Source organism: Streptomyces sp. DH24, assembly GCF_029813775.1.
GTDB lineage: Bacteria > Actinomycetota > Actinomycetes > Streptomycetales > Streptomycetaceae > Streptomyces.
On record NZ_JARVKW010000005.1, the window covers coordinates 71,798 to 87,101 of the forward strand.

Below are 15,304 nucleotides of genomic sequence, written 5' to 3' on the forward strand. Positions count from 1 at the left end.
CGGGCCTCCAGCACACCATCCAACCGGAAATGCGCGGCCGGCTCGGCGCGCGACTCCACGAGTCCGTACCAGGGAGATCATGATGGCACGATCGAAGGTGGCGATCATCGGCGGCGGTCCCGCCGGATGCGTTGCGGCCCTCACCTTGAACAAGCTCGGCCACGACGTCGCGATCTACGAGCGGACCAAATTCCCTCGGTATCGCATCGGTGAGTCCCTGCTGCCCGGCACGATGTCGATCCTCAACCGGCTCGGGCTCCAGGAGAGGATCGACGCCCAGAACTACGTGAAGAAGCCCTCGGCGACCTTCCTCTGGGGACAGGACCAGGCGCCCTGGACCTTCTCGTTCGCGGCGCCGAAGGTCACGCCGTGGGTCTTCGACCACGCCGTCCAGGTCAAGCGCGAGGAGTTCGACCAGCTCCTGCTGGACGAGGCCAGAAGCCGCGGGGTCACGGTCGTCGAGGAGGCCACCGTGACGGACGTGGATCTGTCCCGTCCCGACGGCGTGACCCTGACGGTACGCCAGGGCGACCGTACGACGACGGTCGAGGGCGACTTCGTCATCGACGCGGGCGGCTCGGGCGGGCCGCTGGTCCGCAAGCTCGGCGTGCGCAGGTACGACGAGTTCTACAAGAACTTCGCGGTCTGGTCCTACTTCAAGAAGGAGGACCCCTTCACGGGCGACCTGAAGGGCACGACGTACTCGATCACCTTCGAGGACGGCTGGGTCTGGATGATCCCGATCAAGGACGACCTCTACAGCGTCGGGCTCGTGGTCGACCGCTCCAAGTCCGCCGAGGTGCGGGAGATGGGGGCCGACGAGTTCTACCGGACCACCCTCGCGAAGTGCCCCCAGGCCACCGGCCTGCTGGCGGGCGCGGACCAGGTCGACGAGGTCCGGATCGTGCACGACTGGTCCTACGACACCGAGGTGTTCTCCGCCGACCGCTACTTCCTGTGCGGCGACGCCGCGTGCTTCACCGACCCGCTGTTCTCCCAGGGCGTGCACCTCGCCTCGCAGTCGGCCGTCTCCGCGGCCGCGGCGATCGACCGGATCACCCGCAACGAGGACGAGCGCGACGCCGTGCACGCCTGGTACAACCGCACCTACCGCGACGCCTACGAGCAGTACCACGAGTTCCTGGCGTCGTTCTACACGTTCGCGTCCTTCACCGAGCCGGACTCCGAGTTCTGGCGCAAGCGCCGGATCAACGAGTCCGACGACGACCGCCTCAGCCGCAAGAAGTGGTTCGAGAAGCTGGTGACCCACGACCAGGACGACGACGCTCCGTCGGTGGCGGACTTCCGCGACCGGGCGGCCACGATGATCTCCATCGGCAGGCACCAGCGCCCGGAGCTCAGCGACGACTTCTCCGAGGACGAGCTGAACGCCGCGCGGGTGCGCTGGATCAGCGACCTGACCAAGCGACTCAACAGCATCACCCGGTTCCAGTGGACGGGCGGCAAGGTGCTGTTGAAGCCGCACTACCGGGTCGAGCCGCTGAGCTTCCGCCTCGAACAGCGCGAGATCCTCGCCAACCAGGACGGCCTGGACATGGCCCAGTACTCCATGGACGAGGAGGTCCGGCAGGTCTTCCAGGACCTCGCCGAGGAGGAGTTCGGGTACAAGACGCTCGTCAAGCGGCTCGGCGGCGTGGGCAGGAAGGAACTCAGCACGCAGATCGTGCTCCGGCTCATGGAGGCCGGCCTGCTCACCGGATACGACAAGAACGGCGACAAGGTCCTCGTCCAGGGCCGGCTGCACTTCGGCGGCGTCGGCGTCGAGTACGAGGTGTGACCGGGCCGGGCCCCGGCCGGTGACGCGCCGGGGCGACCGCGGCCACCGCCCGGTCACCGCGCGACCGCGCGCCGGCACAGGCCGGACGGTGGCCCGACCGGCCGGGCGTCCATGAGCACCGACGAGACAGCGACCCGCCCCCGGACAGCCCCGGCCCAGCACCCGGGCCGGGCACCGGAACAGGATTCCGACCACCGGAGAGACGCGTGAAGTACATCAAGCTGGGAGACCTGGAGGTGTCCCGCATCGGTCTGGGCGCCATGGGGATGTCCTTCGGCTACACCGGATCGGGCACGACGGACGCCGAGTCGATCCGCACCGTGCACCGGGCGCTGGAGCTGGGCGTCACCCTGCTCGACACGGCCGAGATCTACGGGCCGTACACCAACGAGGAACTCATCGGCCGGGCGGTCAGGGGCCGCCGTGACGAGGTCGTGCTGGCGACCAAGTTCGGTCTGGTCTCCCACGCGGGCGGCGGCCCCGGCGTGCCCGACAGCACCCCCGCCAACATCCGCACCAGCGTCGAGGGCTCGCTGCGGCGCCTCGGAACCGACCACATCGACCTCTGCTACCAGCACCGTGTCGACCCGAACACGCCCATCGAGGACACCGTCGGCGCCCTCGCCGAGCTGGTCGCCGAGGGCAAGATCCGCCACATCGGACTCTCCGAGGCCGGCGCCGGGACGATACGCCGCGCCCACGCCGTGCACCCGGTCACCGCGCTGCAGTCGGAGTACTCCCTGTGGACCCGCGACCCGGAGGCGGACGTCCTGCCCGTCCTGCGGGAACTGGGCATCGGCTTCGTGGCCTACTCGCCGCTGGGCCATGGCTTCCTCACCGGCACGGTCCGCTCCACGGACGGCTTCGACGAGAGCGACCTGCGGGCCACCAACCCCCGCTTCCTGGCGGAGAACTTCCGCGCCAACCAGCGCATCGCCGACGAGGTCGAGGCCGTCGCCGACGAGGCCGGGGCGACACCGGCCCAGGTCGCCCTGGCCTGGCTGCTCGGCAAGGGCGACGACATCGTCCCCATCCCCGGCACCCGGCGCGTGACCCGCGTCGAGGAGAACACGGCGGCCGACACCGTCGAACTGACCGAGGCGCAGACCGCCCGCCTCGACAACCTCCCGACGGCGTCGGGCGACCACCACACGGCCGAGCAGATGGAGCTGATGGGGCTCTGAACGGCCGGGCCCCGAAGCCCCGGGGGAGCGAGATGGCCGAGCACCCTTGCCGGAGCGGACCGAACTGTCGCGAGGAGGCGCAGTGAAGGGTGTCGACCGACGCTTCCTCGCGCTCGCGTCCGCCCATGCCGTGTCCACGTACGGCAATTACCTGAACCTGATCGCGCTGGGGCTGTTCTCCTACGAGATCACGGGTACCGCCTTCGGCGTCGGCGCCGTGATGGCCCTGCGGCTTGGCGCCGGCTTCCTGGCCGGCCTCGCCGCCGGGGCGCTGTCGGCCCGGGCCGGCCGGCGGACCGTGATGATCTGCACCGACCTCGCCCAGGGCGCCGCCATGGCCGTCCTGGCGCTGTGGGCCGTGGACACGCCCCTGTGGCTGCTCGCGGGAGCCGTCGTGGTGCTGGGGGCGGGGAACACCTGGTTCAACGTCTCGCTGCGCAGCGCGATCCCGGTCATGGTCGGTCAGGAGTCCCGGGTCCGGGCCAACGGGCTGCTGGTGGCGACGCGATCCCTCGCCACCGTGCTCGGGTTCGCCTCGGCCGCCCCGGTGATCGGATACGGCGGCTTCGCCGTCGCCTTCGCTATCAACGGCGCCAGTTTCGCGGTGTCCGCCGCTGCGGTGCTGATGCTGCGACCGCGCACCGACGACACCGGACCACAGCCGCCGGCGGCTCCCGGGGACCGCGGGGAGGCCGCATCCCCGCACGGCGAAGTCCGCGGCCCGCGCCTGCGCCGCGCCGCGGCGGGTGTGCCGCTCCTGCTGTTCGGCATGATCCTCCTCAGAGGCGTCGACGCCCTGGCGTCCGCCTCGCACAACGTGGCGCTCCCCGTGGTCGCGAACGCGACACACCCGGACCAGCCCGCCGTGGCCATGACCCGGTTCTGGACCGCGTGGGCGGTGGGGACCGTCCTCGCTCACCTCGTGCTCCGCCGCAGTCGGCGGGAAGCGGCCTGGGGCGAGCGCGCGTTCGCGGTCGGCACCTGCGCGATGTCCCTCTCGTTCGTGGCCGCGTTCCTGGGCCTGCCCGCGTTCGTGGCGGCCGTGGCGGCCCTGTCGGCCGGGTTCGCGGACGGCTGGACCGAGATCGTCTACACCTCCCGCCTGCAGGCCGTCCCCGACCGGCAGCGCAGCCGGCTGTTCGGCCTGTCCGCCACGGCGGAGCAGTCCGGGTTCGCGCTGGGCACGGTGGCCGCCGCGGCCGCTCTGGAGACGTTCGCCGCCCCGGCCGTGGTGGCCGCCTTCCACGGCGCGGCCATGTGCGGGGCGCTGACTCTGCTGCTGTGCACCGTCGGGCGGCGCGGCGCGCGCGAACCACAGTCACCCAAGAGCGGAGCAGACGGAAAGGATGGGGGAGCGCATGGAGCGCCTACGGGGGCAAACACTCAGCCGGGGGCCTGAGCCGGAACACACCGACGACGATCCGCGTGACGCCGTGCAAGCGCTGCTGCGCGCCGCGCGGTCCCCGTCCGGCGGAGCCGTGGTCACCGTCGCGGCGGACGGCACGACGGTCACCCAGACCTACCCCGAACTGCTCGACCGGGCACGGCGGCTGCTCACCGGACTGCGTGAGCACGGGGTGCGCCCCGGCGACGGGGTGGTGCTCTGCGGGCTGCCGCCCGGCGAGTTCTTCCCCGCCTTCTGGGCCTGTGTGCTCGGCGGTGCCAGGCCCGTGGCCGTCGCCGAGTCTCCCGCGCCGGGCTCACCGGCCCTCGAACGGCTCCTGAACGCCGCCCGGTTGCTGGACCGGCCGCTGGTACTCGGTGACGAGGCCGGCGCGGCGGTGCTGACCCGGGCCGCCCCCGGGCTGCGCGTCGCCGTCGCACGGGACTGCCTGGGCACGTCGCCCGCCGCCGACCACGTCGAGCCGGACGCGTCGGACACCGCCCTGCTGATGCTGTCCTCCGGCAGCACCGGTCTGCCCAAGGCCGCGCGGCTGACACACGCGGGCCTGGCCGACTTCGCGGCGAGCACCCGGCGCATCCTCGACGTGCGCCCGGCCGACACCATGGTGAACTGGCTGCCGCTCGACCACAGCGGCGCCTTCCTGCTGTACCACGTCCTCGCGGTCTTCACCGGCTGCACCAACGTCCACACACCGACCGAGGTGATCCTGGCCGACCCGCTGCGCTGGCTCGACCTCCTCGACGAGCACCGGGCGCAGCACAGCTGGGCACCGACCTTCGCCTACCAGCTCGTCGCCGACGCGCTCGCCGAGCGGCCGGAGGAGGACCGGGCGGGCCCCTGGCGGCTCGGCGGCCTCAAGTCCCTGGTGTGCGGGGGCGAACGGATCGCGTTGCCGGTGCTGCGCCGCTTCCTCGACGCGACGGCCCCGTACGGCATCCGCGAGGGACACATCGTCCCGGTGTGGGGCATGGCCGAAACGGTGACGGCCGCCACCTACGGCCGGCTCGACCGGCCCGGCACCGTGCACCGACTGCTCAAGAGCAGCCTGAACGGCGACCTGACACGGGCCGGCGAACAGACCCCGGAAGACCAGTGCGTCACCTTCGTCGCCTGCGGCTCCCCGGCGCACGGCGTGACCCTGCGCATCGTCGACGACGGCGGCGACCTCGCGCCCCCGGGCCGGATCGGACGCCTCCAGGTCCACTCGCCCGCGCGCCTGACCCCCGGCTACGTGAACAACCCGGAGGCGGACGCGGCGGCCTTCCCCGCCGGACGGGACTGGCTGGACACCGGAGACCTGGCGTTCCTCGACGGCGATCAGGTCGTCATCACCGGCCGGCGCAAGGACGTGATCATCCTCAACGGGAACAACGTCTACTGTCACGAGGTCGAAGAGGCCGCCACCGCCGTCGCGGGCGTCCGGCAGGGCGAGGTGGCCGCCTGCGGTATCGGGCACCCGGACGGCGGCACCGAGGAACTGGCCGTGCTCTTCGTCAGCCGCGGCGCCGCCGAGGACGCGCGCATCGCGGGCGAGGTGAAGGCGGCGCTGTTCACCCGGCTCAGGCTCACCGCCGCCCGCGTGGTGTCCGTTCCGGAGGACGAGTTCCCGAGGACGCCCGCGGGCAAGGTGCGCCGCGCGGAGCTCCGGGACCGGCTGATGAGCGGCGCCTTCGACACGGCCGGGCCGCCGGACCCGGCCGTACGGCCGCACCCGGACGCGGTGACACGGGCCGTGGAGCAGGAACTCACCGCCGTGCTCGGCCGCCCGGTCGACACGGGTCTGCCGTTCTACGAACTCGGCCTGACCTCCGTGCTCCTGGTGCGCCTGCGGACCCGGCTGGAGGAACGGCTGGGGACACCGATCGCGCAGACCGCGTTCTTCGAACATCCGACGGCCGGCGCGCTCGCCGCGCATCTGTCCGGCGCCCCCGGGGCGCGGGCGGAGCCGGTGCCCGCCGGTGCCGCCCCGCCGGACCACGCCGACCAGCGCGTCGCGGTCGTCGGGCTGTCGCTGCGCTTCCCGGGAGCGGACACCCCGGAGCGGTTCTGGGCCAACCTGCGCGACGGTGTGGACAGCGTCCGGGTCTTCGGCGAGGAGGAACTCGCGGCGGCGGACCCGGCCCGGCCAGAGCGGGACGCCCCCGGCCTCGTGCCCGTCGCCGGAGTCCTCGACGGCGTCGGGGAATTCGACCCGGACTTCTTCGGCATCAGCCCCAAAGAGGCCGAGCTGACCCACCCCGCGCACCGGCTGTTCCTGGAATGCTGCCACGAGGCTCTGGAGCAGGGCGGATACGCGGCCGCCGGACCGGGCGCCAGGATCGGCGTGTTCGCGGGGTCCGGCATGAACCTCTACGACCACCAGCAGCCGCCCGTCACCGGCGCACCGGACGAGCCGTACGGCGGGCCGGACCCCGCCGCCGGCATGCAGGCGGCCATCGGCCGGCAGCCCGACTTCCTCGCCACCCGGGTCGCCTACCGCCTCGGGCTCACCGGACCGGCCATCGGCGTGCAGACCGCCTGCTCCACCTCGCTGGTCGCCGTGCACCTCGCCGTCCAGGCGCTGCTCAACGGCGACGCGGACCTGGCGCTCGCCGGCGCCGCCGCCGTGCACCTGCCCCAGGAGACCGGCTACCGCAGCCACGCCGGATCGATCCTGTCTCCCACCGGACGCTGCCGGGCCTTCGACGCCGATGCCGACGGCACCGTGGGCGGCAACGGCGTGGCCGCCGTCCTGCTCAAGCGCCTCGACCTGGCGCTGGCCGACGGCGACACCGTCCACGCGGTGATCCTGGGCTCCGCCGTCAACAACGACGGCGCCCGCAAGGTCGGCTTCAGCGCGCCCGGCGTCGCGGGACAGGCCGAGGTCGTACGCCAGGCCCTGCGCCGAGCGGCCGTGCCCGCGGAAACGATCTCGTACGTGGAGGCCCACGGCACCGGCACCCGGCTCGGCGACCCCGTGGAACTGGAGGCGCTCGACAGGGCGCTCGGCGAAGGAACCCGGCGCGCGCAACCCTGCGCCGTCGGCTCGGTGAAGCCGAACATCGGGCATCTCGACTCGTGCGCCGGAATGGCCGGTCTGATCAAGACCGTGCTGATGCTGCGCCACCGCACCCTGGTGCCGACGCCGCACCTGACCCGCCCCAACCCCGAACTGCCCCTGGACGGCGGCACCTTGACGCTGGCCACCGAACTGCGGCCGTGGTCGGTGCCGGAGGGCGTGCCGCGCCGGGCCGGCGTCAGCGCCCTCGGCGTCGGCGGCACCAACGCCCATGTGGTGCTCCAGGAGGCCCCGCCCGCGACTTCGACGGCCGCACCCGCACCCGAACTCCCCGTGCTCGTACCGGTGTCGGCCCGTGACGCCGGGGCGCTGGAGGAGCTCACGGGCAGGCTCCGCGACCGGCTTCGGCAACGGCCGGACCTGCGGGCCGTCGACGTGGCCGCCACCCTGGCACTCGGCAGACCGCACCGCGCGGCACGCACCGTGGCGGTCGGCCGCACCGCCGGGGAACTCGCGCGCGCCCTGGACGAGCCGCAGCCCGCGCCGGCCGCTCCGCTCGGGCCCCTCGCCTTCGCGTTCGCCGGGCAGGGCAGCGCACGGCGCGGCATGGCGAGCGGCCTGTACGACGCGTTTCCCACCGCCCGGCGGACGCTCCAGAGGTGCGAGGAGATCTACGCCGGCGAGTTCGGCGGCACCCTGCTGCCGGACCTGCTGGAGGAGGACGCGACCGGGAGCGAGGTCTGGCCCACCGAGACCGCCCAGGCGGCCCTGTTCGCCCATCAGGCGGCTCTCGCCGACCTGTGGCGCGCCGTCGGCATCCGCCCCGCGCTGCTGTTCGGCCACAGCGTCGGCGAGTTCGCGGCGCTGTACGCGGCAGGCGGCCTGACGCTGGAGGACGGGCTGCGCCTCACCGCGTACCGTGGGCGGCTGATGCACACGGCCTGTCCACCCGGCGGCCTGCTCGCCGTCCGCGCCGACGCGCGCACCGCGCAGCGCGTCGCACGAGCCGCCGGTGCCGAAGTGGCCGCGGTCAACGGCCCGCGCGCCCACGTGATCTCCGGCGGGCCGCAGGCCCTGAACGAGGCGGCACGCCGGTGCGACCGGGAAGGGCTGCGGTGGCGGTCGCTGCCCGTCGACCGGGCGTTCCACTCGGCCGCGATCGAACCGGCGCTGGGCGCCTTCCGGCTCCACGCCGAGAAGGCGGCGTACGGCCCGCTGCGCACTCCGCTCGTGACCGCGGTCGACGGAGAGGTGCGCCCGGCCGGCTGGCAGGCCGACGCGGACCACCTCTGCCGCCAGGCACGGGAGCCGGTCCGCTTCGACCTGGCCATGGCCGCGGCGGCGGCGCAGGGGTGCGAGGACTTCGTGGAGATCGGGGCGGGGAACACACTCACCGGCCTCGGCAGACACTGCGTCCCCGCGAGCCGCTGGCTGGGCGGCCAGGGACAGGACGACGGAGCGGCGGGCCAGGTGCACGGGCTGCTCACCGCGCTGGGCTCGCTGTACCGCAGGGGAGCCGAACTCGACTGGCGCGCGCTGACGCCCGACGGGGGCCGGGTGCCCTTACCGGGGCACCCGCAGCGGCGACGCGTCGTGGCGTTCCCGGCAGCCCGCGCGTCCGGCGTCGCACGGGCGCCCGAACCTCCCACGCACCGCCCCACCGACCCGGAGCCGTCCGTCATGTCCGAAGAACTCCTCGAATCCGTACGGAACTTGACGGCCGACAAGCTCGGCAGGGACACCGCGGACGTCCTGCCCGACAGCTCGTTCTTCGACCTGGGCGCCGACTCGCTCTCCCTGATGGGCATGACCACGGAACTGGAACGGCGACACGGGGTACGCGTACCGGTCCGGGAGCTGTTCGACTCCGCCGACACCCCGCGCAGGCTGGCCGAACGCCTGGCTGCGCGGACGCCTCGCGAACCCGCTACCCGCAACTCGGACCCGCGGCAAGCGGCGGCACCCGCGGCCCTTCCGGCACCCGCGGCCCTTCCGGCACCCACGGCCCTTCCGGCGCCCGAAGCGTCCGCAGCCCCTCCGGCGCCCGAAGCGTCCGCGGAACTCCATGCCCTGTTCGCCCGGCAACTGAGCCTCGCGGAGCAGCTCGTCGCCGGCGTGAGCGACGTGATCTCCCGGCAACTCGACGCGCTCGGCGCCGCCGCCACGCAGCCGCCCGCCGTCACCCCGGACCCGGTGTCGGCGGCCCTGACGCCCTCGGCCCCGCGCCAAGTCCCGGCCCTGCGCCAGGGCCCGGCCCATGCCCAGGTCCCGGTCCCGGCCGCGACGCCGCGCCCCGTACCCGTGACCCCCACGGGATGCGATGTCAGCCTCTACTTCTTCGGTGACTACCCCGACGACGCCGCGCACGACAAGTACGCGCTGATCATGGAGGCGTCGGAGTTCGCCGACCGGAACGGATTCCACGCCCTGTGGTTCCCCGAGCGGCACTTCAACTCCTTCGGCGCGCTCTTCCCCAACCCCTCCGTGCTCGCGGCGGCGCTCGCGGCGCGGACCAGCCGGATCCGGCTGCACGCGGGCTCCGTCGTGCTGCCGCTCCACCACCCCGTCCGGGTCGCCGAGGAGTGGTCGGTCGTCGACAACATCTCCGGCGGCCGGGCGGGTCTGTGCTTCGCGAGCGGCTGGCACGCCACCGACTTCGCGCTCGCACCACAGCACTTCGGCCGGCACCGCGAGGTGATGTACGAGCAGATGGCGACCGTGCGGCGGCTCTGGTCCGGTCAGCCCGTGACGGTGACGGCGGGCGACGGCGAGCCCGTGGACATCCGTCTGCACCCGCGCCCCGTACAGCACGAACTCCCCCTGTACGCGGCCGTCGTGAGCAACCCGGACAGCTACCGCCGGGCGGCCGCCGAGGGCCTCGGCGTGGTCACCAACCTGATGACGCAGACCGTCGGGCAACTGGCGGAGAACGTCGCGCTGTACCGGCGCACCCGCGCCGAGCACGGTCTCGACCCGGCGGCGGGACGCGTCGTGGTCCTGGTGCACACCTACCTCGCCGAGGACGCGGAGCGCGCCCGGGCCGAGGCGTACCGCCCCTTCGTGTCCTACCTGCGCTCGTCCCTCTCCCTGTTCGACCAGGTGACGAACAGCCTCGGCTTCGACGTGGACCTGGCGGACACCCCCGAGGAGGACGTGGAATTCCTGCTCGGACGCGCCTACGAGCGCTACTGCGCCTCACGCGCCCTGATCGGTGACGAGCACACGGCCGCCGAGACCGTGCGCCGCCTGGTGGAGGCGGGAGCGGACGAGATCGCCTGCTTCGTGGACTTCGGCGTGCCGAAGGAGAAGGTCCTGGCCGCGCTGCCCGTGCTCGACCGGGTCCGGCGTCGTGAGCGGACCGGCCGGCCGGGGGAGCCGGCGGCGCCCGCCGTGCCGCGGCGCATGCCGCTCACACCCGCCCAGCGCCGCATCTGGTTCCTGGAGCGGCTGCACCCGGGCACCAGCATGTACCACGAGCCCAAGGCCGTCCGCCTCGACGGGCCACTCGACGTGTCCGCGCTGCGATGGGCACTCCAGCGAGTCGCGGACCGGCATCCCGCGCTGCGCACGGTGTTCGGTGACCGGGACGGAGTGCCGTACCAGGAGACACGCGACAGCGTCCCGCTCGACTGCCCGGTCGACGACCACACCGGGGCGACCGAGGAAGAGGCCCTGCGGGCGGCTCTGCGGACCGAGGGGCGCCGGATCCTCGACCTGGCCACCGGGCCGCTGGTGACCGCCCGGCTGCTGCGCCTGTCGGAGCGACGACACCTGCTCTTCCTGCTGGCACACCACATCGTCTTCGACTCCTCCTCCACGGCCGTCCTCGCGCACGACCTCGCCGCCTTCTACCGGTCCCGCACCCGGGGCGACGCCGACCCCGGACTGCCGCCGCTCGCCGAACCGCCCCCGCCCGAGCGGCCGGACGCCGCCGAACGCGCCGCCTGCCTCGACCACTGGCGGCGTACGCTCCACGAGGCCCCGGTCCTCGCCCTGCCCACCGACCGGCCCCGCCCGCCGGTCAGGTCCGGGGCGGGCGCGAGCCTCAGCCACGCCCTGGACGCCGAACTCGTCGGCAGGCTCCGCTCGTTCGCCGCCGGACACCGCGCCACCCTCTTCATGACGCTGACCGGTGCCATCGGCGCGGTACTCGGCCGGTTCGCCGGACAGCGGGACGTGGTGATCGGCACCGCGGTCGCCGCCCGCCCCGCCGACGCCGGACACCACGTCGGCCTGTTCCTCGACACGGTGCCGCTGCGTGTGGACCTCACCGGCGACCCGGACTTCCCGACGCTGCTCCGCCGGGTGCGCGACGGCAGCACGGCGGCGTACGAGCACCGCGGCCTCCCCTTCGACGAGCTGGTGGGCGCGCTGAACCCGCACCGCGACCCGGGACTGAACCCGCTGTTCCAGGTGATGGTGGAGTACGAGAACGAGGGCAGGGTGGACTTCGATCCGCCGCGGCTGACGGCCACGCTGCTCGACGTGCCGAGCGCCCGCGCCCCGTTCGACCTCAGCGTCTACCTGACGCACCACGCGGAGGGCCTGCGCTTCATGGTCGAGTACGACACGGCCCTCTTCGACGAGACCACCGTGCGCCGCTTCGTGGACTACGTCGAGCAGGTGCTCCGCCGCGCCCTCGACGACCCGGGCGCACCGCTCGCCGGCCTGACCGCCGTCACGACCGCCGACCGTACGACCCTGGCGCGGCTGGGGCACCCGCGCGCACCGCTGCCCGGCGCCGGGGACACCCTGCACGGCCTCTTCGAGAGGCAGGCGCGCCGGACCCCGGACGCCGCCGCGCTGATCGGCGACGACCAGTGCCTGTCGTACGGGGAGCTGGACACCCGCGCCAACCGGCTCGCCCGGCTGCTGCGCGACCGGGGCGCGGGGCGGGGACAGCGCGTGGCGGTGCTGCTGCCGCGCGGCCCGCGGCTGATCACCGCCCTGCTGGCCGTGCTCAAGAGCGGGGCCGCGTACCTGCCCCTCGACCCGTCCGTGCCCACCCCGCGGCTGACCGCGCTCCTCGACGACGGCGCACCCGTCCTGCTGCTCACCTCCGACGCCGGCCTCGCCCGGCACCCGGACCTGGCGACGCGGTTGCCCGTGCACCTGGCCGACGAGCCCGACGACGCCCTTCCGGCCGGCCCCCTTGAGGACGAGGCCCGGCCCGAGGACCCCGCGTACTGCATCTACACCTCGGGCTCGACCGGCCGCCCCAAGGGCGTCGTCGTGCCGCACCGCGGCCCCGTGAACCTCGTCGGCGGACACCTCCGGCGGCATCCCGCGCTGCGCACCCTGCAATGGACCTCGCCCGCGTTCGACGTCAGCGTGCAGGAGATCTTCACCACGCTGGCCTCCGGGGCCGCACTCGTTCTGATCGACGACGCGGCGAGGTACGACCCCGCGGCCGTGGCGGAGACGGTCCGCCGCCACGAGGTGCAGCGGATGTTCATGCCCTGCACGCCGCTGAGGTACCTCATCGGGACGGACCCCCGACTGCCGTCTCTGCGCGAGCTGTTCTCGGCCGGTGAGGCACTCCGGCTCACCGGCGCCTTCCGCCGCTTTCTCGCCGCGCACCCGGGCTGCGCGCTGTACAACCAGTACGGCCCCACGGAGGCCTCGGTCATCGTCACCTCCCACCGGGTCGATCCGGACGGCGAGGAGTGGCCACCGATCGGCACGCCGGTGCCCGGCGCGCGCATCCGGCTGCTGGACGACGCGGGCCAGGAGGTGCCGGTGGGGGCCGTCGGCGAGATCCACGTGGGCGGCGTTCCTGTCGCCCACGGCTACCATGCCCGGCCCGAGGAGTCCGCCGCCGCGTTCCTCGACGACGGCGCGGGCGGGGTGCTCTACCGGACGGGCGACCTCGGTCGCTGGCGTGCGGACGGCGCCCTGCAGTACTGCGGCCGGGCCGACGACCAGGTCAAGATCCGCGGCCATCGCGTCGAACCGGCCGAGGTACAGGCGGCGTTGACGGCCCTGCCCGGCGTACGGGACGCGGTGGTCGTGCCGCGCCGCGATCCGCACGGCGACATGGAACTCGTGGCCTACGTCGTCCCCGTGCCAGGGGCCGCGGAGCTCGGCGAGCTGCCCGCCGCGCTCTCCGCCGTGCTCCCCGACCATCTGGTGCCGCGTCACTGGGTACCTCTGGAGCACCTTCCGGTCAACGCGTCGGGCAAGCTGGACCGCGCCGCGCTGCCCGCGCCCGCGGCCGGAGGCAGGGCCCCGGAGACCGGCGCCGGGCCCGTCACCCCCCTGGAAAAGGGCCTGCACGACCTGTGGTGCGCGGAACTCGCCCTCGGCCGGGCCTCGGTGACCAGCTCGTTCTTCGAGTTGGGCGGCCACTCCCTGAGCGCGATCCGGCTGGTCAACCGGATCGCCGCCGAGCTGGGCCTGTCCCTGCCCATGGCCGAGTTCTTCCGCGCTCCCACGATCCGTGGCGTCGCCGCGAGGCTCGAGCAGCTCCGTGCGGACCCGGCCGTCCCGTCAGAGGGCCCACGGACCGTCGCCGCCGGTGACGTGGGGGACGTGGTGCCCATGACCTCCACCCTGCGCAGGCTCTGGCGCCGTCACCACGAACGCCGCGACCCCAGCGTCTACAACGTCGCGCACCGCGTCGACCTGCGTGGCGCCCTCGTCGTCGAGGACCTCCGGCACGCCCTGGAGAGCCTGGTGGCACGCCATGACGCACTGCGCAGCCGGGCGGCGGTGCGCGACGGCGAGCATCGTGTCGAGGTGCTCGCCCACGTGCCCGTGGACCTACCCGTCACCGACCTGTCCGGGCACGCCGAGGACGAGACCGTCCTGGAGCGCTGGTGCCGGGAGCAGGCGTCCCGCCCCTTCGCGATGGAGCGGGCTCCCCTGTTCCGGTTCCGGGTGGCGCGGCTCGGCCCGGAGCGCTGGACGCTGGTGACCGTCCTGCACCACGCGGTCTGCGACGGCTGGTCCATGGGGATCGTCTGGCGCGAACTGCAGGAGCTCTACAACGCCCGCCGCCTCGGTACCGCTTGCCCCCTCCCGCCACCGTCCGCCCAGTTCACGGACTGCGCGCGTACGGAGCACGGGCTCGGCGGCGAACGCCGGGCGGAGCTGGAGCGGTTCTGGCGGGCCGAACTGGAGGGAGTCCCCGTCGGACTGGACCTGCCGACCGACCGCCCCCGGCCTCCCGCGCTGTCCGGCCGGGGAGGCCTGCGCACCTGGGCCGTCGACGGCTCCCTGACCGAGCGGATCGACCGGACCGCCGGCCGGCTGGGCACGACGCCGTACGCCGTGCTCGCGGCGGTGTTCGCCGTCTGGGCCGCCCGCCGCCAGGACCGGTCCACCGACCTCGTCCTGGCCGCTTCCAGCGCCAACAGGCTGCGCCCCGAACGCGCCGACGTGGTCGGCCTGCTGGGCGACGCCGTCCTGCTGCGGGCCCGTCTGCGGGAGGCCGAGACCTTCGCCGACCTGGTGCGCGGGCTCGGCACCACCCTCTTCACCGTCCTCGACCACCAGGAACTTCCGCTGACCGACGTGGCCGACGCGGTCGCACCCGGCACCTCGGCCGGCCTCTTCCCCAAGGTGCTGTTCACCGTGGTCACCACCCCGCCGCCCGCCCTGGAGCTGCACGGGGTGTCGGCCACCGTCCGTGGCCTGCCCATGACCGGCGTCGCCCGCACCGAGCTGTACGTGGCCCTGGCCCCGCACGACGACGGCATGACCGTGGCCTTCGAGTACTCGACGGATCTGTTCGAGGACACGACCGTCGAAGCCTGGGGCACCGAGCTGACCGGACTGCTGGACGAAGCCGTACGAGACCCCCGGCGACCCCTGCGCGACCTGCTGCCCGGCTCCGGCCACCCGGGCCCGGCGGGACGAGGCGCGTGATGACGGGGGAGCGTAAAAGGCGTGCGGGTGTTCGACGTCGTGCGGTACGT

General features: G+C 73.8%; 4 protein-coding genes. All 4 read left to right on the top strand.

Going from position 1 to position 15,304, the window contains the following annotated elements; translation table 11 throughout:
• The first annotated feature begins 79 nt into the window (after positions 1-79).
• The 4 genes from cmlS (at position 80) to QC282_RS05520 (ending at position 15,254) form a co-directional block, all read left to right on the top strand.
• Positions 80-1,798: a chloramphenicol-biosynthetic FADH2-dependent halogenase CmlS gene (gene cmlS / locus QC282_RS05505; protein WP_279548052.1), complete on the top strand. Its 1,719-nt coding sequence runs from the start codon at positions 80-82 to the stop codon at positions 1,796-1,798.
• 206 nt (positions 1,799-2,004) lie between these two features.
• Positions 2,005-2,982, top strand: coding sequence for an aldo/keto reductase (locus QC282_RS05510; protein ID WP_279548053.1), 978 nt, complete (start codon positions 2,005-2,007; stop codon positions 2,980-2,982).
• Between the two features lie 82 nt (positions 2,983-3,064).
• Complete coding sequence (locus QC282_RS05515; protein ID WP_279548054.1) at positions 3,065-4,381, top strand: MFS transporter; 1,317 nt, start codon at positions 3,065-3,067, stop codon at positions 4,379-4,381.
• Positions 4,341-15,254, top strand: coding sequence for a non-ribosomal peptide synthetase/type I polyketide synthase (locus QC282_RS05520; RefSeq protein WP_279548055.1), 10,914 nt, complete (start codon positions 4,341-4,343; stop codon positions 15,252-15,254). The genes QC282_RS05515 and QC282_RS05520 overlap by 41 nt, the downstream gene beginning before the upstream one ends.
• Positions 15,255-15,304 lie beyond the last annotated feature (50 nt).

Excerpts from the sequence above, each read along its gene's own strand:
- QC282_RS05520 (WP_279548055.1), top strand. The coding sequence starts at position 4,341 with ATGGAGCGCCTACGGGGGCAAACACTCAGCCGGGGGCCTGAGCCGGAA.
- cmlS (WP_279548052.1), top strand. The coding sequence starts at position 80 with ATGATGGCACGATCGAAGGTGGCGATCATCGGCGGCGGTCCCGCCGGA.